We start from the raw sequence: 25,415 nt of genomic DNA on the forward strand, positions 1-25,415 counted from the left end.
TTCCTTGTCAGAGGTATTTTCACTAATTGCGCAACGGAGGGCGTACTGACGTTATCGGCAGATGGCGGCAAACATTAAAGGCGTAAAAACAATCGGCTCCACAAAAAATTGACGCGGCTTTATTTTCATTCCGCGACCTGCATCAAGCCCGGCGGCCTATTTTGAGATTTTCCTGATGAGGGGTAAAGACAAGACAAAGTGTAAAATATGTAACGGCGCGTGAGTCTTTATATCAAATTTATCTCCTGTTCATGGTGCTAATGAAACGTGCCGTGAGGAATTTCTTAATGAAGCGCATAACTCAGGATATATCATGTATATGACCTAACTTTATTATTATGGCTGGCATAATTTATTTCTTCTGCCAAAGAAATAATCACCACCAGGCCATCAACAAAAATTTCCTATTTTAAAATCCGCAAAGAGAAGTAATAGCGGATGTCACGCATTCACCCGTCATTTACTGACCACGGTCAGTAAAGCGAATTTCTTTATTTCACAACGCCTACGCAGAATAGCAACCCTGCGTCAGACAAGAATAAATATAACAATAACTTACCTTAACGCTGCACATACATTCAGAGGCAGCGGAATAGATAAAATCAGCAGCGATAAGGTCACTCATCGCTTTATCTGGAATGGTGTAATAACAACATGAGGTGCCCCTGATGAAAGGCGAAGCCATTAAACAACGCGTAAGAGATAACCTCAAATCGCTGAAAAGAACGATGCGTAACCTGCATAAGAAATGGAAATATCGCAATAATTTCACTTCGCAAGTACTTTGGATTTCATTGGGTGAGAATTGTCTTCCCGATGATATTCTTCGCCGACATAACCGAAAATCCTTCAGTTCCGTTTTTTCATCGGGGCGCTCGAATATTGAATATATTCTGCAAATGGAAAAAGACGACTATCGCCATTTGCTGGAAAAAGAGCATTTACAACATTTCCCGGATGGCGAACATGCCGTTGTGCGTTCAACGTTTTACGAAAAATGTACAGGGCAATATAGCGAAAGGCATATGCTGGGTTTTGAATTCACCCATCATGACCCGCTAAGAATTAAAGAAGACAGCCGCGCCTTTCAACGCCGTATTTCCCGCCAGTTACAATACCGGGGCAAAAAAGATTTTGTGTTTCTTTATCATCACCGTATCACCGAGCATTCCGATCTCTGCCTTTTACGGGAACATCTCAATGAATTCCTGTCGTTGTATAACGCGCAAGGTTGCGACTGTAAGATCGTGCTTTTCTATCAACACATTATTGCGGCAAATAGCGCCAAACGTATCGACTTCACGCCGCATGAAGGCGGTTTACTTGAATTTGTATGCCATACCCATGAGATATGGGGCGGGGATGATTTAGACACATTCTGGGCGAAAAAAGACGATGCGCTTTTCGCCGAAATGTTCGGGATAGTGGACCAATACAATCTCAGTCAGCGCCACACGCTCCCCGACAGCGCACTTGTCTCCACCGGCTCAGGCGTGCCGCTGTAACAAAAGAAACGTTAGCGGTTCACCGGCGATAAAAAAGCCCGGGCTGGGCTTTTTTCTTCTGCGTTACGCGGGCTCAGGCCGAGGGTTCTGCCGCTAAGGCCTGTGCGCAGGCCCAGGCGCTCGACCACGCCCACTGGAAGTTGTAACCGCCAAGCCAGCCGGTGACATCCATCACTTCACCAATAAAATACAGACCCGGCACATTGCGGGCTTCCATGGTGCGCGACGACAATTCATGGGTATCGACGCCGCCGAGCGTCACTTCTGCGGTGCGATAACCTTCGGTGCCATTCGGCTGCACACGCCAGTTCGTCAGCCGCGCAACCAGATTCTCCTGCTCGCGGCTATTGAGCTGCTTCAATGTGACATCCGGGATCTGCTCAAGCTGTTGCAGACACTCCACCAGCCGTTTTGGCAACTGCATCGCCAGCGTTTTTTTCAGGCTCTGATTCGGGTGCGCATCGCGCTGCTGAGTGAGGAAGCCGTCCAGATCGACATCGGGCAGCAAGTTGATGCTGACAAATTCACCCGGCTGCCAGTAGCTGGAAATTTGCAAAATGGCCGGGCCGGATAATCCCCGATGGGTAAACAGCAAGTTTTCGCGAAAAACCGTGCCATCCTCGGCGGTAACTACCGATGGCACCGAGACGCCGGAAAGCGTCTGCATCTGCTCCAGTAGCGGTTTATGCAGGGTAAACGGCACTAATCCGGCACGCGTTGGCAGCACCTTTAAACCGAACTGCTCGGCGATTTTATAACCAAACGGCGAAGCGCCCAGCCCCGGCATCGACAAACCGCCGGAAGCAATGACCAGATTTTTCGCCTGCACGCTTTCGCCGTTGAGTTGCAAGGTGTAGCCATCGTCGTTGCGCTCAACGCTCAGCACTTCCGTACGCAGGCGCTGGATGACGTTCCCTTTTTCGCACTCGGCCACCAGCAGATCGACAATTTGCTGCGCCGAATCATCGCAAAAAAGCTGCCCCAGCGTCTTTTCATGCCAGGCGATACCGTATTTACCAACCAGATCGATAAAGTCCCACTGGGTGTAGCGCGCCAGCGCAGATTTGCAAAAATGCGGGTTTTGGCTCAAATATGCCGCAGGCTCGACATAAAGGTTAGTAAAGTTGCAGCGTCCGCCGCCGGACATCAAAATTTTGCGGCCGGGTTTTTTGCCATTATCCAGCAATAACACCCGACGACCCGCCTGCCCGGCCAGCGCCGCGCAGAACATGCCCGCCGCACCGGCGCCGATAATAATGGCATCAAACTTTTCCACAACTTCCCCCTCATTGATAAATCGTGGCGGATTGTAAAGAGTTCACGCTGGTCGCACCAGCGTGAATACGCGCGAATGGTAACAGGGCATTGAAAAATATAAATTAATTTTAAAATGTCAGTTTAATTTAAGAAATAATGTCAAAAAAAATACATAATTCACTTTGCCGAGGCTGCCAATGTCCCTGATAATGCGCCGCGTTCATGTCCTCAAAATGGCTTAACGACCTATGGTACATTTGTTTGCCGGCCTGGATCTTCATACCGGGCTGTTACTCTTGCTTGCTCTGGTTTTTGTTCTGTTCTATGAAGCCATCAACGGCTTCCATGACACAGCCAACGCCGTAGCAACCGTCATTTATACACGCGCTATGCGTTCTCAGCTGGCGGTCGTGATGGCAGCGGTGTTTAACTTCTTCGGCGTCTTGCTGGGTGGGTTGAGCGTCGCGTATGCGATCGTGCATATGTTGCCCACCGATCTGCTGCTGAATGTCAGCTCTGCGCATGGTCTGGCGATGGTCTTTTCCATGCTGCTGGCCGCTATTATCTGGAACCTTGGCACCTGGTATCTGGGCCTGCCTGCTTCCAGCTCCCACACCCTGATTGGCGCGATTATCGGTATTGGTTTAACCAATGCATTGATGACCGGCACCTCGGTGGTGGACGCATTAAACATCCCGAAAGTGCTGAATATCTTCGCTTCGCTGATCGTTTCACCGATCGTGGGCCTAGTCTTCGCTGGCGGTTTGGTGTTTATCCTGCGCCGTTACTGGAGCAACACGAAAAAACGTGCGCGCATCCATATGACCCCCGCTGAACGCGAGAAAATCGACGGCAAGAAAAAGCCGCCGTTCTGGACGCGTATCGCGCTGATCCTCTCCGCGATTGGTGTGAGTTTCTCGCATGGTGCGAACGACGGTCAGAAAGGTATCGGCTTGATTATGCTGGTGCTGATTGGCGTTGCGCCTGCGGGCTTCGTGGTCAATATGAATGCCTCTGGTTACGACATCACCCGTACGCGTGATGCCGTCAACAACGTGGAAACGTACTTCCAGCAACATCCGGCGCTGCTGCAAAAAGTGACCGGTGTCGATCCGCTCATCCCAACGCCGGAAGAAGTGGCCACCCAACCGGGTGAGTTCCACTGCCATCCGGGCCGCGCCATTATGGCGCTGGATCGCGCGAAAACGATGCTGACCAACGTTGAAAGCTACGACAAACTGCCGGTGGAACAACGCAGCCAGCTGCGTCGCATTATGCTCTGCCTGTCTGATATCACCGACCAGGTGGCGAAGCAGCCGGAAGTCAGCGCTGACGACCAGCGTCTGCTGAAAAAGCTGAAAGGCGATATGCTGAGCACCATCGAGTACGCGCCAATTTGGATAATCATGGCCGTCGCGCTGGCGTTAGGCTTAGGTACGATGATCGGCTGGCGTCGCGTGGCGACAACCATCGGTGAGAAGATCGGTAAGAAAGGCATGACGTATGCGCAGGGCATGTCCGCGCAGATGACAGCCGCCGTTTCTATCGGTCTGGCGAGTTACACCGGGATGCCGGTTTCCACTACGCACGTGCTGTCGTCTTCCGTTGCCGGGACGATGATCGTTGACGGCGGTGGCCTGCAGCGTAAAACCGTGACCAATATTCTGATGGCGTGGGTCTTCACCCTGCCAGCCTCGATTATTCTGTCCGGCGTGCTGTACTGGCTGGCGCTGCATCTGATTTAACGCGCTTCACGCACGACAAAAAACGGGCCCGCTTGCTGGCCCGTTTTTTTATGGTTTCAATTTAGTGCCAAATCAGCAGCGCAATCAGGCTCACCACCACCAGACCGCAGAGTGAACTGGTTAAAATGAACAGACGGCGCACACGTTCGCAGCGGCGAATAAATTCATCGTCATGATGATCGCGATAGCGCTGGGCGTAGATGTACCACACCAGCCGCATCTGTTTGCTCGGTTGACCGTGGGAAGTGAAAAAACCGCCACCGTCCACGTATTGATAAAGTAGAGGGTCGCATCCGCGAAGTACTACTAACAGCGCGCGCAGCGATGAGTAATAACGCGCCATGTTAATCACACATACGACACACAAAGCCCAAAACAGCGCAACAGTGCTGATTACCATATCCCCTCCCCGGCGACCGCCCACAGAGATTCGCTCCTGGACCCTCGCTCCCGGATACCCAACCAAGCCAAACAACGAAGAGTATTAATCGCCGTACGGGATGACAACACAGGCGGTGTCCCGCAATTGACTTCGCTTCCATGCGCCAGACAACTGAGGGACACCGTCTGTTTTCCGTACGGTTTATTTATAGTGTAGGAGATCAGTTTATTTTTTTGCCACCAGCATCACCATCATCAATGCATCTGGCTGTAAATCTGGCTTAAGTGAATCGTGATCCAGGTTGATTGACGGTACTAAAAGAGCGTTATAAGGTAGAAATATCTTCACAATGAGATCTTTAAGGCCGGGCGCTACGCTCACGTGAAACGCAGGATGCGGGCGCAGTGCAACAGCATCAGGGGGTATAACCCCGATGGTCATCGACAACTTATGGAAGGAGTAACACTATGGCTTACAAACATATCCTTATCGCAGTCGATCTCTCCCCCGAAAGCAAATTGCTGGTTGAGAAAGCGGTATCCATGGCGCGACCGTACAACGCGAAAATTTCCCTGATTCATGTCGATGTAAACTACTCCGATCTTTATACAGGCCTTATCGACGTTAACCTCGGCGATATGCAAAAACGTATCTCCGACGAAACGCATCAGGCGCTGACAGAGCTTTCCACCAACGCGGGTTACCCGATCACTGAAACCCTGAGCGGCAGCGGCGATCTGGGGCAAGTGCTGGTGGATGCGATTAAAAAATACGATATGGATCTGGTGGTATGCGGCCACCATCAGGACTTCTGGAGCAAATTGATGTCTTCCGCACGCCAGCTTATTAACACCGTGCACGTTGATATGCTGATTGTCCCGCTGCGGGATGAAGAAGAAGACTGATATTTCGCTAACGGCTTAACGTTAGGCTAAATACTGCCCGGCCCGCGCAATGCGGCCGGGCTTTTTATTGCTCACGGCAAACTCCACGTGCCTATCAACAGGCGTTGGCGCCGCGTTGTCGGGTTAAGCCCACAGATGTGGCAGGTTTTTGGTACACCCTTACAGAGCGCAATCCATGCCGCCGCCTGCTTACTCTCCCGAACCGGGGTAGATATCGAAGCGATGGCTCTTCGTGACGACCGCCGATTGGGTCGCGATCCCCGCCAGCGGCGGCGCGTAATCCGGACGTTTAACCACCACGCGTTTGATGGCGAGCTGGCGCGCGGGCTCCAGTAAACCATCGGCATCCAGATCCGGGCCAACCAACGACTGAAACACCCGCATCTCCTTTTTCACCAGCGCGCTTTTTTGCTTATGCGGGAACATCGGGTCGAGGTAAACCACTTGCGGGCGCGGCGTAATATCCGCCAACCCCGTCAGACTGGAGGCGTGAATCAACTGCAACCGTTCACGCAACCACGGGCCAATCTCCGCATCGGCATAGCCGCGATTCAGGCCGTCTTCCAGCAACGCGGCAACAACCGGATTGCGCTCCAGCATCCGCACCCGGCAACCCACCGACGCCAGCACAAACGCATCGCGTCCCAGCCCCGCAGTCGCATCCACTACTTCCGGCAGATAGCTGCCTTTGATGCCGACCGCTTTCGCCACCGCTTCACCGCGCCCGCCGCCAAACTTGCGCCGGTGCGCCATGCCGCCTGCCACGAAATCGACAAAAATCCCACCGAGCTTCGGTTCGTCGCGCTTACGTAGCTCCAGATGCGTCGGTGTGAGCACCAGCGCCATCAGGTTGTCATTGTCCTGCTCCAGCCCAAAGCGGGCCGCAAGAACAGATAAGGCGCCGTCTCCGGCGCCTGTTTCATCCAGCAAACAAATTTTCAATGCGTTAGCCTTCGATACCGTAATGCTCAAGCATCGCGTCAATCTGCGGCTCGCGGCCACGGAAGCGTTTGAACAGCTCCATCGGCTCTTCCGAACCGCCACGAGTGAGGATGTTATCGAGGAACGACTGCCCGGTCTCGCGGTTGAAAATCCCCTCTTCTTCGAAGCGGGAGAACGCATCCGCCGCCAGCACATCGGCCCACAGGTAGCTGTAGTAACCTGCCGCGTAACCGCCAGCGAAAATATGGCTGAACGCATGCGGGAAGCGCCCCCACGACGGTCCCGGCACTACCGCGACCTGGCGTTTGATTTCTGCCAGTGTTTCGAGGATTTTCGCTCCTTGTTCCGGGCTGAACTCAGCATGCAGACGGAAGTCGAACAGGCCGAACTCCAGCTGGCGCAGAATAAACATCGCCGCCTGGTAGTTCTTCGCTGCCAGCATTTTATCCAGCAGCTTCTGCGGCAGCGGTTCGCCGGTTTCATAATGACCGGAGATAAACGCCAGCGCTTCCGGCTCCCAGCACCAGTTCTCCATAAACTGGCTCGGCAGCTCGACCGCATCCCACGGCACACCGCTGATACCCGCCACGCCGGCGGTTTCAATACGAGTCAGCATATGGTGCAAGCCATGCCCAAATTCATGGAACAGGGTAATTACTTCATCATGGGTAAACAGCGCCGGTTTGCCGTTGACCGGGCGGTTAAAGTTACAGGTGAGATAAGCCACCGGTTTTTGCAGCGAACCATCGGCTCTGCGCAACTGCCCCACGCAGTCGTCCATCCAGGCGCCGCCGCGTTTGTTCTCACGCGCATAGAGATCAAGATAGAAGCTGCCGCGCAGCTCGTTGCTCTCGTCATACAGCTCGAAGAAGCGCACATCCGGATGCCAGACGTCGATATCTTTACGCTCTTTCGCGGTGATGCCATAAATGCGTTTTACCACTTCAAACAGGCCGTTTACCGCGCGCTCTTCCGGGAAGTACGGGCGCAGCTGTTCATCACTGATGCTGTAAAGATGCTGTTTCTGTTTTTCGCTGTAGTAGCCAATATCCCACGGTTGCAGCTCATCCACGCCGAACTCGGCTTTGGCGAAAGCGCGCAGCTGCGCCAGCTCTTTTTCGCCCTGCGGACGCGCACGTTTGGCGAGATCGGTTAAAAACTCCAGCACCTGCGACGGGTTTTCCGCCATTTTGGTAGCCAGTGATTTAAAGGCGTAACTTTCAAAGCCCAGCAGTTGCGCCAGCTCGTGACGCAGCGCGAGGATTTCCGCCATCACCGGGCTGTTGTCCCATTTCCCGGCGTTCGGACCCTGATCGGAGGCGCGGGTACTGTAAGCGCGATACATCTCTTCACGCAGCGCCTGGTTATCGCAGTAGGTCATCACCGGCAGATAGCTCGGGATATCCAGCGTCAGCAGCCAGCCTTCTTGCTCTTTGGCTTCCGCCTGTGCTTTCGCCGCCGCCAGCGCGCTTTCCGGCATACCGGCCAGCTCTGCTTCATCGGTGATGAGCTTGCTCCAGCCCATGGTGGCGTCCAGCACGTTGTTGCTGTAGATGTTGCCGAGCTCAGAGAGACGCGCGGCGATTTCGCCGTAACGTTTCTGTTTCTCTTTCGGCAAGCCGATGCCCGACAATTTGAAATCACGCAGTGCGTTATCTACCGATTTCTTCTCAGCCACACTCAGCGAAGCGTAATGCTCCCCATCGCGCAGATCGCGGTAGGCGTTGTATAACCCTTCGTTCTGCCCTACCCAGGTGCTGTATTCAGAGAGCAGCGGCAGCGTTTGTTCGTAAGCCTCGCGAAGTTCCGGGCTGTTTTTCACCGAATTGAGATGGCTGACCGGCGAAAACAGGCGACCAAGACGGTCATCCACTTCCGCCAGCGGCTGGCAAAGATTCGCCCAGGTATACGGGCCGCCCTGCGCGACAACGCTTTCCACCGCGTTCCGGCAATCTTCCAGCGCTTTGGTCACGGCGGGAACAACATGCTCAGGAAGGATTTGAGAAAACGGCGGTAGCACGAAAGGCGTCAATAAAGGGTTGGTCATATGCGCAGTCCTTGGAATGAGGTGAATAAAGCGCTTAGGCGCTTGGCAATGTTTTCTAGCATGGGGTTAAGTGTAGGAGATTTCAATCCCGCGCGATGCGCTTAGCGTGGGTATCGCTGCAATAAGCAGCAACGAAGAAAAAGCCCGGCGGCATTGCGCTCACCGGGCGTGAGTAGGGTGAAATTCAGCGCGTTTTATGCCCCATTTGAAAGGCGGCAGACAGGTCCACACGCTGCCAGAAATTCTGCTCGTCAGTCTCACCAGATAATGGATAACCCGCCGGGATCGCCGTTTTCACCATTAAGGCGCGCCGTTGGCTGGCGGAGAGATTCGGCAGCGCCGCGTCCAGCAGTACCTCAGCGCCTTGCGGTACCTTCAGTGCTTTCGCCGCTCCCTTCTGCTGCGGCAAATTGTAGGTCATCGTGAAACGGTAGAAATCACGCATTGCCGGGTCACGATAAGGGTCATCTTTACCGCCGCTTTGCGCACATTGCGCAAGGGACATGCCGCACTCTTTTTCCAGCGCGGCCCGTAACTGGTCGCGGGCTTCATTAAACATCGCGCGGTAAGCCGCGTCGTTCAGGAAATGCGCCACATTGCGCTGCGCCACCATACGTGAACCCATCACATCCAGCGGGTAATGCACGCCCAACACCACGCGCGAATAGCCGTAGCGCGCACCGCGCGTCATCAGCGCCTCAAAGCGTTCCGGGAGCATTTCTGCCATCAACAGCGAATCGGTATAACCGGTATTGGTATGCCCGCTGGGAAATGAACCGCCGTCTGCGGTGTAGGCTTTGTTATCTTTTATCACCACATCGTCCGGCACCAAGTGGATGGTGTTACCGGGAATGAGGAACGGGCGTTTGTAATCAAAGTGCTTTTTCGCCGCGCCGGTACTGATTTCCGTGGCTTTGATCAGCGCCGCCGCTTTCCCCAGTTCGCCTTTGTCATAAGCAGTGAGAAACGCCTTGCCAAGCTTTGGCCCCAGTGAATCGGCTACAAAGTAGAGATAACTGATCCCTTCGGCATCCGCCAGCGCCTGACGACGCAGGCCTTTGGTCGCGTCGAGGTTAATCGCTTCGACCGTTTGCAGGTTGGCATCCAGCGTCGTTTTCGGCAACGCGCTAAATGAGGAGAGCAGCGCGATGCCAGCTTGCTGATTGGCTTTCACCTGGAAGTCATATCCTCGGGCTTTTAACCATGCGCTGTCCGCTTGTTGATGCTGGGCAGAATGCTCAAGCTGGTCGCGCGTGAGCGAGGAAGCGTTTCCCTGCAACGCCTGGCGCAGCCCGGCCAGCGACTGAGCTTCCAGCGCGACATAGGCCGGGCTTTCCGAGGCGGGCGTCGTGGTGTTCGCGATATCGCGCGCCTGCATGAGAGTCACATCTTTTGCCAGCGCCTGGTGAGTCAACAGCAGCGCGACGGTTAAAAGCGTGAGACGAGTCTTCATGTTTTATCCTTTTATTCAAACAATTACCTTGCCTGAAAATGACGCTAGCGCCGTTGTTTGACAGTTTTATGACGTGGTTATGTTTTGAAACCTTTTGCGCCGCGTTGAAACAAGCGGGCGGGTGTTACGGTAATCTGCGCTAATCTGCGGTAAACTGTGCGAAATCTCGTTTATTTTCCGGAATCTCAGTACCCATGCTCAGTTATCGCCACAGCTTTCACGCAGGCAACCATGCCGACGTCCTTAAACACACCGTTCAGAGCCTGATCATCGAAGCGCTGAAAGAAAAAGAGAAACCGTTTCTCTATCTCGACACCCACGCGGGTGCCGGGCGCTATCAGCTTTCCGGTGAACATGCAGAGCGTACTGGCGAATATCTGGAAGGCATTGCCCGTATCTGGCAGCAGGATGATTTACCGGCTGAGCTGGAGCCGTATATGAACGTGGTGCGCCATTTCAACCGGAGCGGGCAGTTACGTTATTACCCCGGTTCACCGCTGATCGCCCGTGAACTGCTGCGTGAGCAGGACAGCCTGCAACTGACTGAACTGCACCCGAGCGACTACCCGCTGCTGCGCCAGGAGTTCCTGAAAGATAGCCGTACCCGCGTTGATCGCGCCGACGGTTTTTTGCAGTTAAAAGCCAAGCTGCCGCCGGTTTCGCGTCGCGGTCTGATCCTTATCGACCCGCCCTACGAAATGAAAACCGACTACCAGGCGGTAGTCAGCGGCATCAGCGAAGGTCACAAACGCTTTGCGACCGGTGTTTATGCGCTGTGGTATCCGGTGGTGATGCGCCAGCAAATCAAACGCATGCTGCGCGATCTGGAAGCCACCGGCATTCGTAACATTCTGCAAATCGAACTGGCCGTGCGCCCGGACAGCGACCAGCGTGGTATGACCGCTTCCGGCATGATTGTGATTAACCCGCCGTGGAAACTCGAAGCGCAGATGAACAATGTGCTGCCGTGGCTGCACAGCAAACTGGTGCCAGCCGGCACCGGGCATACGCTGATTCACCAGGTGGTGCCGGAGTAATCGCAGCCATTGGTGGAACCTTTTCGGCTGCGCGCTACAATCGCGAATATTTTCGACTTCGTTCAGGATTAAGGAAACAACCATGAGCAAACATTACGACTACATCGCTATTGGCGGCGGCAGCGGCGGTATCGCATCGATAAACCGTGCGGCTATGTACGGTCAAAAATGCGCGCTGATCGAAGCAAAAGAACTTGGCGGCACCTGCGTGAACGTCGGTTGTGTGCCGAAAAAAGTGATGTGGCACGCGGCGCAGATTTCTGAAGCGATTCATCTGTACGGCCCGGATTACGGTTTCGACACCACCGTGAATCATTTCGACTGGAGCAAACTGGTCGCCAGCCGTAGCGCCTACATCGACCGCATTCATACTTCGTACGATAACGTGCTCGGTAAAAACAATGTCGATGTGATCCGCGGTTTCGCGCGCTTTGTCGATGCCAAAACCGTGGAAGTGAACGGCGAAACGATCACTGCCGATCATATCCTGATCGCCACCGGTGGTCGTCCAAGCCACCCGAACATTCCGGGCGTGGAATACGGCATTGATTCTGACGGTTTCTTCGCCCTGCCCGCGCTGCCAAAACGCGTCGCGGTGGTTGGCGCAGGTTATATCGCCGTGGAACTGGCGGGTGTGATCAACGGCCTGGGTGCCGAAACGCACCTGTTTGTGCGTAAACATGCGCCGCTGCGCAGCTTTGATCCGCTCATCACCGAAACGCTGGTGGAAGTGATGGCGGCAGAAGGCCCGACGCTGCACACCCACGCGGTGCCGAAAGAAGTGGTGAAAAACGCTGACGGCAGCCTGACGCTGACGCTGGAAGATGGCCGTTCACAAACCGTGGACAGCCTGATTTGGGCGATTGGCCGCGAACCGGCAACCGATAATTTCAACCTGGCGGTCACTGGCGTGAAAACCAACGACAAAGGATATATCGAAGTCGATAAATTCCAGAACACCAGCGTACCTGGCATTTACGCGGTCGGCGATAACACCGGCGCGGTGGAACTGACACCGGTTGCCGTGGCTGCCGGTCGTCGTCTCTCTGAACGCCTGTTTAACAACAAGCCGGATGAGCATCTGGACTACAGCAACATTCCGACCGTGGTGTTCAGCCATCCGCCGATTGGCACCGTTGGCCTGACCGAACCGCAGGCGCGCGAGCAGTACGGCGATGACCAGGTGAAAATCTACAAATCATCCTTCACCGCGATGTATACCGCCGTCACCACTCACCGCCAGCCGTGCCGTATGAAGCTGGTGTGCGTTGGTCCGGAGGAGAAAATTGTCGGCATTCACGGTATCGGATCCGGCATGGACGAAATGCTGCAAGGCTTCGCGGTGGCGCTGAAAATGGGCGCAACCAAAAAAGACTTCGACAATACGGTGGCAATCCACCCGACAGCCGCAGAAGAATTCGTCACTATGCGTTAAGCAGCGGCTGCACGTTTTTACGGTGTGTTAAACACGAAGAGAAGCCCCCGGCGGGCTTCTCTTTTTTACCGTCTTACCGGCGCGATTTTCTGAAAAAATAGCAACATTATTCAGCAGCAAAAAAGGAACCTTCAATGGGCTGGGAAATGCATATCACCCGGGCGGAATGTTGGGCGGAAAGCGAAACGCAGCCGATCGGCAGCGAAGAGTGGGTAGCGCTGATTAGCCGCGATGACGAACTCGCCTTTGATCGGCGAAATGGCGAATTTCACGTCATCTGGAAAGGGCAAGAAACCTGCTGGCTGGAGTGGCGTGATGGCGAAATCTACAGCAAATCGCCCACGCAGCCGCTCTACGAGAAAATGCTGGAGATTGCCACAGCCCTGAATGCGCACCTGCGCGATGATGATGATCGCCCCTATCTGCTGCCGGGGGATTTGCTCAACCCTTCGTGGGCACGCTCTGCAACCAAAACGTCATTGTGGCAAAAGATCATCCGTTTTTTTAAGAAGTGAGTATGGCGCGCTGAAGTTAAAAACTTTTTCGCCGCAGCAAATGGCTGGCCACTCCCCAGCGCACCACCTGGCAGGTGTCGTGGTCGATCTCCAGCAACGAATAACTGGCATTGGGATGGTGGTAACGCGCCACATTTTCGAGGGAATTTTCCAGCAATTGCGCTATCGCCGCCTGCATAATTTGCCCGTGCGACACCAGCGCTACCGTGTCATGCGAGCAGAGATCCGGCAAGCGGTGTAAAAAGTCGAGCAACCGCTGCGCGGCCTGCCCCAGCGATTCACCCTGTGGCGGTTGAAAAGCCTCATCATCACCGAAACGGGGATATTCCCGGCGAATATCGCTCAGCAGTCGACCATCAAACTCACCGAAATCCCGCTCCTGTAACGCCTCGTCGAGGCAGATATCACACTGATATTGCTCAGCAATCAGCAAAGCCATCTGCTGCGCCCTGCCGAGCGGCGATGAGAAAACAGCGTCAGGGTGAATCCCCGCCTCCCGCAGCCCGCGAAGCAAAGCGTAGCCCTCTTCGCGACCGCGCGGTGTTAGCGGGCTATCGAGCCGGCCTTGAATGATACCCGCCCGGTTCCACTCAGTTTGCGGATGGCGAATCAATAGCGCTTTCATATCCCGGTATATCCATCCGAAAGTTATAAGAGAACCATACCTATTCGAGTGAGGCTCTTATAAAAAGTAATGAAGCCGCATTTTACACACGGAACAATCAACTTTGCTGAAGTAGTTTTTATCCTGCTTTATGCCTGCCAGTGAAATACCGTACCAAAGCGAAGCAACGGTCTCATTTAAAACTCATTGTTATCAACCTCGATTACTGTTGCGTGCCCCTCTTTTATCTCAAAAGCGGTATCAAAACGGCGGGTATTAAATTCAGTAGTTTTTGCTTTTTCTTTCGATTCCAGCGTGAAACTCGCCACGAACTGCCCTTTAGCGGGAAATTTATAAACACCAGGCGGAATGCACATTTCACCGTTATTAACAGATAAGCGAGGATGTTGCTGATACCAACGCTCTTTATGAGGAGTGTGGCGCGGTGCAATGCTGATAAATACTGGCTGATAATCTTCAGCAGAGAGGATCCTAAAACAAATTTGCTCACTCTTCATTTCAACAGAGGTGGTCTCCGCTGGCTTATATCGCTGGTCCAGCCGGTCTCCCATTGGGCAACCGCTAAGCAGAGGTAGAAACAAGAAAGGAATATATTTAGCGCATATTTTCATTTTCATAATCCATTTGGGAAATTGCGTAACGCGACTTTATAAAGAGCTTTCAAATCAGCCTCATGCTGCACTATATTTCTTGAGGTGACCGTCTTTGACGTTTTAAGCTCTATCCAATTACCTAATCCATATGTTTCGAGAACAAAATTATCAGCCACTATCTGTGCCTGCTGTTCAAGCGGATATTGTGCGAGTCTTCGCCCATCTAAGCGATAGCCGTAATCGGCATTCCAGCTGAAAAGACCTCTGAGTCTGACCTGCATACCACGTTCTCGTTGCCAAACGTGTGTCATTTCATGAATAAAAAGATGCTGTAAATCTATTTTCTCTCGTGAAAAATCATCTCTGAACCAATCCCGAAAATACAACTCACCATTAGGTGACATAGCAAATTCTCTTTTTTGCAGTCCCAACGGGAAATAGCTATCGTGGTGGATCCAAACAGTGTGGTAAGGAATTGAATTTCCGAAAACTGATTTAGCAAGGCACAACTCACCTAATGTCAATAACCTTATCGAACCTTCATTATCTGCCACATCTTCCTCTCTGGATTTAATCCCTATAATTATCAACCAATAAATATTTCATCTACCATCTTATCATTTTTTATAGTCACCAATGAAACAACTCACTGGCATCAATATCGCCGCCACCCATTCATTAAGAATATTCTTATGACAAATAAAACCAAGAACTCAATATATGCAAACCTAATAATATCAACATGAACTGATCAACCGCAGACAATAAAAACACATTTCTGCTCTTTTTAGGGGAGCATTCAAGCAATACGATTTATGTGAAATTATTTTTCCGCTAAATCCTCGCCTCCTTCAGTTCGTTAATCAACCACTGCACTGCGGGCTGGTAGTCGAACAACCGGTGTGTCAGCAGCAGCAAATCATACGATGGCGCGCCTTCTGGCAACTGCATAATGCGCAGCGGCAACATGGTTGCCAGTTCCCTGGCAATGCGAAACGGCACACACATTAAATAGCCGGTCGCCACCGCCACGCGCCCGCCAACGGCGTAACTTTGCACCACCGTCGCCAGCGGCCGGTAGAGGTGCTGTTCGAGCAGCCAACTGTCAATATGATCCGCGCCGGAGCTGACCGCCGGTAAATGGATTTGCGCTTCACTGACCAGATGTCTCATGGTGAGCTGTTCCGGCAAATCGGTACGTTCGACCGAGACGATAGCGACAAAGTGGTCGGAGATAAGCTTATGTTTATTAAAATAATGGGGAATATGTTGTACGTTATCGACGCCGATAAACGCATCCAGTTGCCCCTGCTCCACCCGCTCAACCTTGATGGTTTCTGAAAGAATATCCACCGAAAGCCGCACATTCGGCGCAATGGTTTTAAAGCGCGCGGTCAGCACCGGCATAAACATGAACTCGAAATAGTCCACCGCGCCAATATAAAACGTGTGTGCGTCGCGCAGCGGGTCGAAATGGCTTGGCCCGCGCGTGGCGGTATCCAGCTTGCTGAGCGCGCTCTCAATCACCGGGATCATCATCGCGGCGTAGGGCGTTGGCTCCATGCCGTTGCGCGTGCGGATAAACATCTCATCGTTGAGCTGTTCACGCAGGCGATTCAGGGCATGGCTAAAGGCAGATTGTGACAGATTCGCTTTCAGCGCCGCGCGAGTCACGCTCTTCTCTTTCGCCAGAATCGGTACCAGCCGCAGCAAATTCAGGTCGATCACCACTATGCATCCTGTTCATGTTTTCATGATAACAATACATTTTATGCATAACGTATTTCGTTGCTATAGTTTGCAGCAAAATAAGTGCTGACGATTTGCACTGCCTGAACCGAGAACAACGGGAGAGTTTTTTATGAGAAATGTAACCGTCGCCGCAACGCAAATGGCGTGTAGCTGGGATCTGGATAAGAACATTCAAAACGCTGAACGTCTGGTGCGTGAAGCGCACAGCAAAGGCGCGCAGGTGATCCTGATTCAGGAGCTGTTCGCCGCGCCTTACTTCTGTATCGATCAAAGCCCGGAACACTACGCGCTGGCGCAGGAAGTAGCGAATAGCCCCCTGATCAAGCACTTCTCCGCATTGGCTAAAGAGCTGGAAGTGGTGCTGCCGCTGAGCCTGTTTGAAAAGTGCAACAACGCCTATTACAACTCGCTGGTGATGATTGACGCCGACGGCAGCGTGCTCGACACCTACCGTAAAACCCATATTCCGAATGGCCCGGCGTACCAAGAAAAACAGTTCTTTATCCCTGGCGACACCGGTTTCAAAGTGTGGAACACCCGCTATGCGAAGATCGGCGTCGGCATCTGCTGGGATCAGTGGTTCCCGGAAACCGCGCGCGTTCTCGCCTTGCAGGGCGCGGAAATTATTTTCTACCCGACCGCGATCGGCTCTGAACCCGCTTACCCGGATATCGACAGCCAGCCGCACTGGACGCGCGTACAGCAGGGCCACGCCGCCGCGAACGTCATTCCGGTGATTGCATCTAACCGTATTGGCACCGAAACCAGCAAATACATCGAAGGCCTGGAAATGACCTTCTACGGCTCTTCCTTTATCGCCGATCAAACCGGTGCGCTGGTTGAACAGGCAAACAAAACCGACGAAGCGGTGCTGGTGCACACCTTCGATCTCGACGCCATTGCCGCGCAGCGCGCCGCATGGGGGCTGTTCCGCGATCGCCGCCCGAATATGTACAGCGCGATTGCCACCTCCGATGGCAGCGTAAGGAGCTAAGCGATGTCACAGCTAACCACGCCGACAAAAGATGGATTCGCCATGCCGGCGGAGTGGGCGCCGCATCAGGCGGTATGGATGATTTGGCCTTACCGCACCGATAACTGGCGTGCTGACGCCGCGCCGGCGCAGCAGGCGTTTGCCGCTGTCGCCAAAGCGATTTCACGCAACACGCCGGTGATCATGGGCGTGCCTGCCGCCGAAATGGCCAAAGCGCGCGCCACCATGCCTGCGGACGTGACGCTGGTGGAGATGGAAAGCGATGACGCCTGGATGCGCGACACCGGCCCGACAGTGGTAATAAATAACGCGGGTGAAAAACGTGGTATTAGCTGGACATTTAACGCCTGGGGAGGGCTGAATGGCGGTTTGTATGCAAGCTGGGATCGCGATCAGTTGGTGGCCGGGCAGGTTGCGGCTTATCACCAGATGCCGTGCTATCACACCGATTTGGTGCTGGAAGGCGGCTCCATTCATGTCGATGGCGAAGGCACATTGTTGACCACCGCAGAGTGTTTGCTGAACCCGAACCGCAACCCGCATCTGAGCAAAGCGCAGATCGAACAGCAACTGCGCGATTATTTAGGCGTGACGCAGATTATCTGGTTGCCGGAAGGCGTGTTCAATGACGAAACCGACGGTCATATCGACAACATGTGCTGTTTCGTCCGTCCTGGCGAAGTGGCCCTGCACTGGACAGATGACCAGAACGACCCGCAGTACACGCGCTCCGTTGCCGCACTTGAGGTGCTGGAAAACACCAAAGATGCGCAAGGGCGTACGCTGAAAGTATGGAAAGTGCCGTCTCCGCTGCCGCTGTTCGCCAGCGCCGAAGAGACCCGTGATGTCGAAAAAGGCACGGCGATTGAGCGCCACGAAGGCAACCGCCTGGCGGGCTCTTACGTTAACTATCTGGTCAGTAACCAGCAGATTATTTACCCGCTGCTGGATCCGGCCACCGATGGCGCAGCGCAGGCGCTGTTCGAAGAGATGTTCCCGGATTTCGTCATCACCGGCGTTCCGGCGCGTGAGATTTTGCTCGGCGGTGGCAACATCCACTGCATTACGCAGCAAATCCCGCGGTAATCCTTACCCCGGCGGCGTTCGTCGCCGGGTTTTACAATGTGCGTGACATACGAATGTACTGCACTTCTTGTTTATAAAACGGCTCGCCTTGCGGCATAAAGCCAAAGCGCGCGTAAAATGCCGTCGCCGACGTTCTGGCATCCAGCTGCACAAAATCAATGCCCGCCCGGACTAACTTTTCCAGCACGCTCTGCAACAGAAAACGGCCATAACCTTGCTGCTGATGCGCTTGTAAGGTGGCGAATTTACGGATTTGACACCGTCGTTCATCAAGCATAAAAACCGATAAACAACTGACAATTTTCCCGTCTTCAGCCACACCAAAATGCCAGGCGTCTTCATCGCCTTCTACGCGTGAAGCATTGCGGGCAAGATGCGGCCACAGTACCGTATGGCGGATATCGAGACATTGCTCTAACGTAATAGAGACGAGCTGCAAAGGCTTTTCCTCAGTCATTGCGGGGGTACGGACCGGCTACACCCCATGATTAGGTTCTGCGGGCGATTGTTCACAAATCGTTGCAAAACGAATGCTCCTAATTTCGCCGCGGCGTTAAATGAGCTTCAGTACGTTTTATACACTATTAATCAGTAGGTTGTGGGTTTTGGCGTTTATTCCTTACCACGCTAAAATGTGATCAACCGCACACTTCGTCCTTCACGGATCGAAGCGAATGTCTACGCTTAATAGATAGCCGGGCAGCACCCGTAATTTTTTACGACGACATCCGGAGGCCATAATCCTTATGTTCAACCAGAAACTACAAAGCGCAGAATCCGTCGAGTTCGTGATTGAGGAAGAGATCGTCTACGAAACCGATCCGTGCGAGTTAAAACTGGATGAAATGATCGAGGCGGAGCCGGAGCCGGAAATGATCGAAGGGTTACCGGCGTCCGACGCGCTAACCCCTGCCGATCGTTATCTTGAACTGTTTGAACACGTGCAGTCGTCGCGTATTTTTGCCGACAGCAAAACCTTTCCCGACTGCGCGCCGAAAATGGATCCGCTCGATATTCTGATTCGCTATCGCAAAATCAAACGCAAACCGGAGTTCGATCTGCGCCAATTCGTGAAAGCGCATTTCTGGATGCCGGAGGACTACTCCAAAGCGTACGTCTCCAATCCGGAGAACTCATTAAAAGAGCATATCGACCAGTTGTGGCCGATCCTCACCCGCGAGCCACAGGATCACATTCCGTGGTCTTCCCTGCTGCCGCTGCCGCAGGCGTATATTGTGCCCGGCGGGCGATTCCGCGAGACCTACTACTGGGATTCCTACTTCACCATGCTTGGCCTTGCAGAGAGCGGGCGCGATGATTTGCTGCGCTGTATGGCGGATAACTTCGCGTGGATGATTGAGCGTTACGGTCATATTCCGAACGGCAACCGCACCTATTACCTGAGCCGCTCGCAGCCACCCGTTTTCGCGCTGATGGTTGAGCTGTTTGAAGAGGACGGCGTACGCGGTGCGCGGCGCTATCTTGATCATCTGTTAATGGAGTACGCGTTCTGGATGGATGGCGCCGAATCGCTGGCGCTGAACCAGGCGTACCGCCACGCGGTGCGTATGCCGGACGGTTCGTTGCTCAACCGTTACTGGGACGACCGCGACACGCCGCGTGATGAATCCTGGCTTGAGGACGTTGAAACGGCGCGTCATTCCGGGCGACCGGCAAGTGAAGTCTATCGCGATTTGCGCGCGGGTGCGGCTTCCGGCTGGGACTACTCCTCACGCTGGCTGCGCGATGCGCAACGGCTGGCGAGCATTCGCACCACGCAGTTCATCCCGATTGATTTGAACGCGTTTCTGTTCAAACTGGAAAGCGCTATTGCCAATATTTCCGGGCTGAAAGGCGACAGAGAACGCGAAGCGCTGTTCCGCCAGAAAGCGAGCGATCGCCGCGCGGCGGTAAACCGCTATCTGTGGGATGACGAGAATGGCTGTTATCGTGACTACGACTGGCGTCGTGAGCAGATGGCGCTGTTTTCCGCGGCCAGTATTGTCCCGCTGTATGTTGGCATGGCGACCCATGAGCAGGCAGAGCGGCTGGCGGACGCCGTAAAAGCGCGTCTGCTGACGCCTGGCGGTATTCTGGCAACAGAGTACGAAACCAGCGAACAGTGGGATAAACCCAACGGCTGGGCACCGCTGCAATGGATGGCGATTCAGGGCTTCAAAATGTACGGTAACGACTCGCTGGGCAATGAGATCGCCCATAGCTGGTTGCAGACGGTGAATCACTACTATCAGCAGCACCACAAGCTGATTGAGAAGTACCATATCGCCAGCAGTACGCCGCGAGAAGGTGGCGGGGGTGAATACCCGTTGCAGGATGGTTTCGGCTGGACGAATGGTGTGGTGCGCCGCCTTATCGGTTTGTACGGCGAACCGTAAGCTGCCGCTTCAGCGGCGCGCTATCACGTCATTGGCTATGCTGGTGCATCCTGGTCGCTTACGCTTGTAAGCGCCATGATGTGCCAGGTTGCTGTGCGTAACACGAAAGTATGCACCTGCGAAAATTAATCAATTACCTCATAAATCGAGGTCTGAATATCCGACCACTTGCGGTTTTCATCCGACGGATCGGCTTCGAAACGTAACTGCGCTTGCTCCATCTCATACCGCTGGCGATCTACCACCGGCTTGACGGTACAAAACGCGCGTAGATAGTCGCGCGTAATCGAGGTCAGCTTTTTATTGTTCACCGCCATTTCATGGGTCAGCGTCGCGATAAAACGGCGACAAGGGCGGTTTTCATCCATTTGCAGGCGATATCGCAGCAGCAGATCCAGCACATCGTTGTAATCCGCTATCACCGCGTTTTCCGTCCAGGAGAGTTTCCAGTTCATCCCGGTGCGTAAAAACAGCGACACCACGCGCGTATCGTTGCGATCAATCGCCGCGCGGAAGTTATTTTCGTCGCGCGGCAGTCCCAGGCGGCTGAGTTCCTCTTTCGGTGAGGGGCGTTCGCGATCCTCGGCAATCGGCACGGTAACCCGGGTCTGACGCGCCACCGGTCCAGACATCCCGCTGGTAAACATCCAGAAGGCGCCAATCGCCATCAGCAATACCATCACACCGACCGCGCTCCACAGCACGCCGGAGAGCATCTGGTCGCGCTCTTCGCGGCTGCGCACCGATCGTTTTGCAGGTTTATCAATACTGTCACGCATCGGCATCGCATCACCTCCGGCAGCGCGGTCTTTTTTCCGCGTCTGCTCCCAGTAAGCGTCTAAATCCCCGCCGGCCTCACGCAGTATTTCAGCGGGATTGGTTTGCGTGCGCCCCTCGTCGAACGCGCGCTGAACCGGTCCGGTAATTTGCGGATAATAGCTGTTCAATAAGAGCAGCTGATTAGAGGTGAGCGGCTGTCCTGACACCACGCTTGCACGCATCTGGCGAATGTCATCCAGAAAGGTTTGCAACGTTTTGCGCGGTTCCACTAGCAGGTTCAGTTCCGAGGCGTCATTAAACAGCCGGGCATAACGCTGGCTAAACTCTTTTTTATCTATCAGCAACAGCGCCAGCTCGCTAAACCGCATGCCGCTCAGGACATCGTTGTGATCGCCAAGCCGTAGCCAGCGCCGCACACGATCGGCACCAAACTGTGTTTTCAGGTGATTACGCAGCTTTTCGCTATCCGGCCACACCTGCATCACCAGCGATTTAATCATCGTTTCCATGGCGCGTAGCTGCTGTAGCCCTTGCCGCTGCTGCGCATCATCCGACGGCAAGGCGGTGTTGTAGCTCAGCAACTTCTGCTTATTACGCAGGTTTTCCAGCGCGCTAATAAATCGCAGCGCTGCAATAAGCTGATTTTCCGTCACATTCTGCCCGTTCTCATAACGCGGAACGAGCTGCTGCAAGTGACGAAGCTGTAAAGTGAACTGTGTTAATTCCGCATCGTTGAGTTTTAGTCGTTTAGCCACCGCGCCCCAGCCACCCAAACTCAGGCGCGCAACATCCAGTTGTTCCAAAAACCAGCGAGGGTCTTTACCTTCATCAAAATGCACATTCAGCAGCAATAAGATTTCAACAGACGCCTCGCGAATAATAGCAATGCATTTTTCAAACTGTTCACCCGTATTCAATGGGGCAGAAAGAGTCATTATTTTCCTTTAAGTACAACTGAAGAAACAATTAACTGGCCAACCTGAGCGCTTAATTTTTTCTTTATTTATGAATAAGTAAAAGATAGCTCAGTTGACGATTATTATCAGTGATAGTGGTTTCAAGCCGAAAAAAAAACAGCAGGAGATATTCACTGTGTTAATGCTTTTTACCCCAAGACTGACCTGTTCGCCAATAACAGAAGCAGCATGGCCATTCTTTCTTTCACTGCAACAAGATCCGCAGGTAATGCGCTACGTTGCCGATGCCCGCAGTGAACATGAGATCCGTGAAGCATTCGACGCCCGGCTGGCCCCCTGGTCCCCCGGCAGCCGACACTGGCTCTGCCTGCTGGTACGCGACACGGCGACAAACGAACCGCTGGGCGTCACCGGTTATATTCACCGCGAGGATGACTGCGCCGAAGTCGGCTTTCTGTTCGCGTGTGCCGCACAGGGCAAAGGCTATGGCCAGGAGTCGCTGAAAGCGCTGTGTGATTACGCCTTCAGCGAAGGCGGCATTCGTAAGCTCACCGCTACCGTAACGGCGGGAAACCACGCGTCCCGACACTTGCTGGAAAAAACCGGCTTTATTCTCGAAGGCGAATTGCGCGAGTCCTACTGGCTGGCAGGACGCTGGCATAACGACTGGCTGTTTGGCTTACTGCACCACGAATATGACGAAAAACGATAATTCGTCAGCATAGTTCGCTATGCTCTGCCAGGCTTAAGGACGTGTTCCGGCAATATTCAGGAGAGGTTATGAAGAAAATTGTGCTTGCCGCCAGTCTGGTGGCGCTGTTCTCCATGACGGCATTCGCAGAAGATGCACCCGGTCTGAAAGCGGACAAAGCGCCGCCACCGCCGCATAAAATGGATGACGGCTATCGCGGCATGGAAGATGCGCGCACCATGACCGTCAAACAGGCAAAAGCCCTGCATGATGGCGCGTCCGTCTCGCTGCGCGGTAACCTGGTTGAGAAGGAGAGCGGTGATCTTTACCTGTTCCGCGACAAAACCGATCAGGTTCAGGTCTATATTCCAGCGGCGATATTTGATGGTAAATCCGTGTCGCCGGATGAACTGGTCGGCATCAGCGGCTCGCTGGATAAAAAACAGCAACCGGTGCGTATCCGGGTAACGCATTTTCAGAAACAGTAAAGCTGCACGCCCGGCAGCGAACCCTGCCGGGCGTGACAGTCTTACAGGAACATCCCACCCGACACTTCCACGCGTTGCGCATTCATCCATGCTAGCTCGTCGCTCAGCAGTGCGGCAATCGCATCGCCAATATCATCCGGCAGGCCGACACGACCCAACGCGGTTTGCGCAGCAATGTGTTGATTAACCTGCTCATTATCACGCACTACCCCGCCGCCAAAATCGGTTTCAATCGCCCCCGGCGCAATGATATTCACCGAAATGCCCCGCGCGCCAAGCTCCTTCGCCTGGTAACGGGTCAGCACTTCCATTGCCCCTTTCATTGACGCATACGCCGCATAGCCCGGCTGGCAAAAACGCGCCAGGCCACTGGAAACATTCAGGATGCGCCCGCCATTTTTCAGCAGCGGCAGCAGGCTTTGCGTCAGGAAGAACGGGCCTTTGAAATGGATATTCACCAGTTGATCAAATTGCTCAACGCTGGTTTCGGCGAAAGTTGCGCTGATACCGATGCCAGCATTGTTCAATAAATAATCAAACGTTTCGCGCTGCCATACCGATTTCAACTGTTCCTGCACGTTGCGCGCAAAAGCATCGAATCCGGTGATATCACTGACGTTAAGCTGCAATGCCACCGCTTTCACGCCTTTTTGCTCAATTTCACGCACCACATTCTGCGCTTCTTCGGCATTATTGTTGTAGGTCAGGATAATACCCGTTCCTTTCGCTGCCAGCTTCAGCGCCGCGTTTTTACCCAAACCGCGGCTGCCACCTGTCACTAAAGCAATATGTTGTGTCATAAGAAACCTCGTTTTCGCTGATGTGAGACCGTGAAAAGAGCTTATTAGCTGACGAATAAACAATAAAGGTGCTAAATTACGCTTCACTGTTTCATTACAGGCAACAATCGAGCGTGATGATGGATAAAATTTACGCAATGCAACTGTTTATCCGCGTGGCGGAACTGGAGAGTTTTTCCCGCGCGGCGGACTCGATGGGGCTTCCTAAGGGTAGCGTATCGCGCCAGATCCAGGCGCTGGAGACGCACCTCGGCACCCAGTTGTTGCACCGCACCACACGCCGCGTCCAGCTCACGCAGGACGGCATGGTTTACTACGAGCGGGCGAAAGATCTGCTGGCGAATATGGATGAGCTCGACGGTATGTTCCTGCATGATCCATCAAGCATCAGCGGCCGTTTGCGCGTCGATATGCCGGTCGGGGTGGCGAAAAATCTGCTGATCCCGCGCCTGCCCGCTTTCCTGCAACAATATCCCGGCATTGAACTGGAGCTCAGCAGCAGCGACAGGCTGGTGGATATTATTCGCGAAGGGTTCGACTGCGTCGTGCGCGTTGGCACGCTCAAAGATTCCGGTCTGATCGCCCGCCAGCTCGGGCGGCTGTCGGTCATTAACTGCGCCAGCCCCGATTATCTGGCGCGTTTTGGCTACCCGGAAACGCTCGACGATTTATCCTCCCACGCGCTGGTGCATTACGCCGTTAACCTTGGTACGCGCCCGCCAGGCTTTGAGGTCTGGCAGGATAAACAGACACACTGGGTGAAAACCGGCGGCATACTGACGGTGAACAGCACCGAAACATACCAGGCTGCCTGTCTGGCCGGATTAGGGATTATTCAGGTGCCGCGCGTTGGCGTACGCGAAGCGCTGCGGGCGGGGAAGCTGGTGGAGATCCTGCCGCAATACCGCGCTGAACCGATGCCGGTTTCGCTGATTTACCCGCACCGCCGTAATTTATCGCGCCGCGTGCATCTGTTTATGGAGTGGCTGGCGACCGTACTGAAGGATTACGTCGACCACTAGCAGCTATAATTTCAGTTACCACACATTCAGGAGAAGGAAAACAGACCT

General features: G+C 53.8%; 25 protein-coding genes. 12 read left to right on the forward strand and 13 right to left on the reverse strand.

Annotated elements, in window-relative coordinates:
• Positions 1–668 precede the first annotated feature (668 nt).
• Complete coding sequence (locus tag RT644_RS12520) at positions 669–1,505, forward strand: DUF1796 family putative cysteine peptidase (protein WP_313626874.1); 837 nt, start codon at positions 669–671, stop codon at positions 1,503–1,505.
• A 73-nt stretch (positions 1,506–1,578) separates the two neighbouring features.
• On the opposite strand, the gene RT644_RS12525 is transcribed toward RT644_RS12520, so the two are convergent.
• Positions 1,579–2,781: an NAD(P)/FAD-dependent oxidoreductase gene (locus tag RT644_RS12525; RefSeq protein ID WP_313626876.1), complete on the reverse strand. Its 1,203-nt coding sequence runs from the start codon at positions 2,779–2,781 to the stop codon at positions 1,579–1,581.
• Positions 2,782–3,010: 229 nt separating this feature from the next.
• On the opposite strand from RT644_RS12525, the gene pitA reads away from it, so the two are divergent.
• On the forward strand, positions 3,011–4,507 hold the full coding sequence (gene pitA, locus RT644_RS12530; RefSeq protein ID WP_045507687.1) for an inorganic phosphate transporter PitA: 1,497 nt from the start codon (positions 3,011–3,013) through the stop codon (positions 4,505–4,507).
• Between the two features lie 61 nt (positions 4,508–4,568).
• On the opposite strand, the gene uspB is transcribed toward pitA, so the two are convergent.
• Together uspB and RT644_RS12540 are read right to left on the reverse strand one after the other, a co-directional pair.
• Positions 4,569–4,907 (reverse strand): universal stress protein UspB, encoded by a 339-nt coding sequence (gene uspB, locus RT644_RS12535; protein ID WP_020455637.1) that lies wholly within the window; start codon positions 4,905–4,907, stop codon positions 4,569–4,571.
• 207 nt (positions 4,908–5,114) lie between these two features.
• Complete coding sequence (locus tag RT644_RS12540) at positions 5,115–5,330, reverse strand: hypothetical protein (RefSeq protein ID WP_313626877.1); 216 nt, start codon at positions 5,328–5,330, stop codon at positions 5,115–5,117.
• Positions 5,331–5,356: 26 nt separating this feature from the next.
• Here RT644_RS12540 and uspA point away from each other — a divergent pair, with 26 nt between their 5' ends.
• On the forward strand, positions 5,357–5,794 hold the full coding sequence (gene uspA / locus RT644_RS12545) for a universal stress protein UspA (protein ID WP_007369617.1): 438 nt from the start codon (positions 5,357–5,359) through the stop codon (positions 5,792–5,794).
• 189 nt (positions 5,795–5,983) lie between these two features.
• Here uspA and rsmJ read toward each other — a convergent pair whose 3' ends face one another.
• From rsmJ to RT644_RS12560, 3 genes are all read right to left on the reverse strand, one after another.
• A complete protein-coding gene (rsmJ, locus tag RT644_RS12550) occupies positions 5,984–6,736 on the reverse strand; it encodes a 16S rRNA (guanine(1516)-N(2))-methyltransferase RsmJ (RefSeq protein ID WP_020455639.1) in 753 nt (250 codons plus the stop codon).
• A gap of 4 nt (positions 6,737–6,740) precedes the next feature.
• On the reverse strand, positions 6,741–8,783 hold the full coding sequence (gene prlC, locus RT644_RS12555) for an oligopeptidase A (RefSeq protein WP_313626879.1): 2,043 nt from the start codon (positions 8,781–8,783) through the stop codon (positions 6,741–6,743).
• A gap of 184 nt (positions 8,784–8,967) precedes the next feature.
• Positions 8,968–10,236 (reverse strand): phosphatase PAP2 family protein, encoded by a 1,269-nt coding sequence (locus tag RT644_RS12560; protein ID WP_313626880.1) that lies wholly within the window; start codon positions 10,234–10,236, stop codon positions 8,968–8,970.
• A gap of 194 nt (positions 10,237–10,430) precedes the next feature.
• On the opposite strand from RT644_RS12560, the gene RT644_RS12565 reads away from it, so the two are divergent.
• From RT644_RS12565 to RT644_RS12575, 3 genes are all read left to right on the forward strand, one after another.
• Positions 10,431–11,273 carry a 23S rRNA (adenine(2030)-N(6))-methyltransferase RlmJ gene (locus tag RT644_RS12565; protein ID WP_313626882.1) on the forward strand — a complete coding sequence of 281 codons (843 nt, stop codon included), beginning with the start codon at positions 10,431–10,433 and terminating at the stop codon, positions 11,271–11,273.
• An 82-nt stretch (positions 11,274–11,355) separates the two neighbouring features.
• Positions 11,356–12,708, forward strand: coding sequence for a glutathione-disulfide reductase (gene gorA, locus RT644_RS12570; RefSeq protein ID WP_020455643.1), 1,353 nt, complete (start codon positions 11,356–11,358; stop codon positions 12,706–12,708).
• A 134-nt stretch (positions 12,709–12,842) separates the two neighbouring features.
• Positions 12,843–13,223: a hypothetical protein gene (locus RT644_RS12575; protein ID WP_313626883.1), complete on the forward strand. Its 381-nt coding sequence runs from the start codon at positions 12,843–12,845 to the stop codon at positions 13,221–13,223.
• A gap of 16 nt (positions 13,224–13,239) precedes the next feature.
• On the opposite strand, the gene RT644_RS12580 is transcribed toward RT644_RS12575, so the two are convergent.
• The 4 genes from RT644_RS12580 to RT644_RS12595 form a co-directional block, all read right to left on the reverse strand.
• On the reverse strand, positions 13,240–13,848 hold the full coding sequence (locus tag RT644_RS12580; RefSeq protein ID WP_313626885.1) for a histidine phosphatase family protein: 609 nt from the start codon (positions 13,846–13,848) through the stop codon (positions 13,240–13,242).
• Between the two features lie 176 nt (positions 13,849–14,024).
• The gene (locus RT644_RS12585) at positions 14,025–14,459 is read right to left on the reverse strand and encodes a putative T6SS immunity periplasmic lipoprotein (RefSeq protein ID WP_048887062.1); all 435 of its coding nucleotides are present in this window, start codon (positions 14,457–14,459) and stop codon (positions 14,025–14,027) included.
• A 2-nt stretch (positions 14,460–14,461) separates the two neighbouring features.
• Positions 14,462–14,995: a type VI secretion protein gene (locus tag RT644_RS12590; protein WP_160268419.1), complete on the reverse strand. Its 534-nt coding sequence runs from the start codon at positions 14,993–14,995 to the stop codon at positions 14,462–14,464.
• A gap of 280 nt (positions 14,996–15,275) precedes the next feature.
• A complete protein-coding gene (locus RT644_RS12595; RefSeq protein WP_313626889.1) occupies positions 15,276–16,169 on the reverse strand; it encodes a LysR family transcriptional regulator in 894 nt (297 codons plus the stop codon).
• A gap of 133 nt (positions 16,170–16,302) precedes the next feature.
• Between RT644_RS12595 and aguB the strand changes: the two genes are divergently transcribed.
• Together aguB and aguA are read left to right on the forward strand one after the other, a co-directional pair.
• Positions 16,303–17,187, forward strand: coding sequence for an N-carbamoylputrescine amidase (gene aguB / locus RT644_RS12600; RefSeq protein WP_020455649.1), 885 nt, complete (start codon positions 16,303–16,305; stop codon positions 17,185–17,187).
• 3 nt (positions 17,188–17,190) lie between these two features.
• Positions 17,191–18,273: an agmatine deiminase gene (aguA, locus tag RT644_RS12605; RefSeq protein WP_313626890.1), complete on the forward strand. Its 1,083-nt coding sequence runs from the start codon at positions 17,191–17,193 to the stop codon at positions 18,271–18,273.
• A gap of 31 nt (positions 18,274–18,304) precedes the next feature.
• Here aguA and RT644_RS12610 read toward each other — a convergent pair whose 3' ends face one another.
• The gene (locus RT644_RS12610; RefSeq protein ID WP_313626892.1) at positions 18,305–18,712 is read right to left on the reverse strand and encodes a GNAT family N-acetyltransferase; all 408 of its coding nucleotides are present in this window, start codon (positions 18,710–18,712) and stop codon (positions 18,305–18,307) included.
• Between the two features lie 307 nt (positions 18,713–19,019).
• On the opposite strand from RT644_RS12610, the gene RT644_RS12615 reads away from it, so the two are divergent.
• Complete coding sequence (locus tag RT644_RS12615; protein ID WP_020455652.1) at positions 19,020–20,669, forward strand: alpha,alpha-trehalase; 1,650 nt, start codon at positions 19,020–19,022, stop codon at positions 20,667–20,669.
• Positions 20,670–20,794: 125 nt separating this feature from the next.
• Here RT644_RS12615 and RT644_RS12620 read toward each other — a convergent pair whose 3' ends face one another.
• Positions 20,795–22,384: an STY4199 family HEPN domain-containing protein gene (locus RT644_RS12620; RefSeq protein ID WP_313626894.1), complete on the reverse strand. Its 1,590-nt coding sequence runs from the start codon at positions 22,382–22,384 to the stop codon at positions 20,795–20,797.
• Positions 22,385–22,547: 163 nt separating this feature from the next.
• On the opposite strand from RT644_RS12620, the gene RT644_RS12625 reads away from it, so the two are divergent.
• Both RT644_RS12625 and RT644_RS12630 read left to right on the forward strand, forming a co-directional pair.
• Positions 22,548–23,078 (forward strand): GNAT family N-acetyltransferase, encoded by a 531-nt coding sequence (locus RT644_RS12625; RefSeq protein ID WP_409521855.1) that lies wholly within the window; start codon positions 22,548–22,550, stop codon positions 23,076–23,078.
• 68 nt (positions 23,079–23,146) lie between these two features.
• A complete protein-coding gene (locus RT644_RS12630; protein ID WP_020455655.1) occupies positions 23,147–23,545 on the forward strand; it encodes a YdeI family stress tolerance OB fold protein in 399 nt (132 codons plus the stop codon).
• 41 nt (positions 23,546–23,586) lie between these two features.
• Here the strand turns inward: RT644_RS12630 and RT644_RS12635 are convergent, their stop codons facing one another.
• Positions 23,587–24,345 (reverse strand): SDR family oxidoreductase, encoded by a 759-nt coding sequence (locus RT644_RS12635; RefSeq protein ID WP_313626898.1) that lies wholly within the window; start codon positions 24,343–24,345, stop codon positions 23,587–23,589.
• A 119-nt stretch (positions 24,346–24,464) separates the two neighbouring features.
• On the opposite strand from RT644_RS12635, the gene RT644_RS12640 reads away from it, so the two are divergent.
• Entirely contained in the window at positions 24,465–25,367 is a 903-nt protein-coding gene (locus RT644_RS12640; protein WP_044489752.1) for a LysR family transcriptional regulator, read from the forward strand.
• The last annotated feature ends 48 nt before the right edge of the window (positions 25,368–25,415 follow it).

This window comes from Kosakonia sp., assembly GCF_032104925.1.
GTDB lineage: Bacteria > Pseudomonadota > Gammaproteobacteria > Enterobacterales > Enterobacteriaceae > Kosakonia.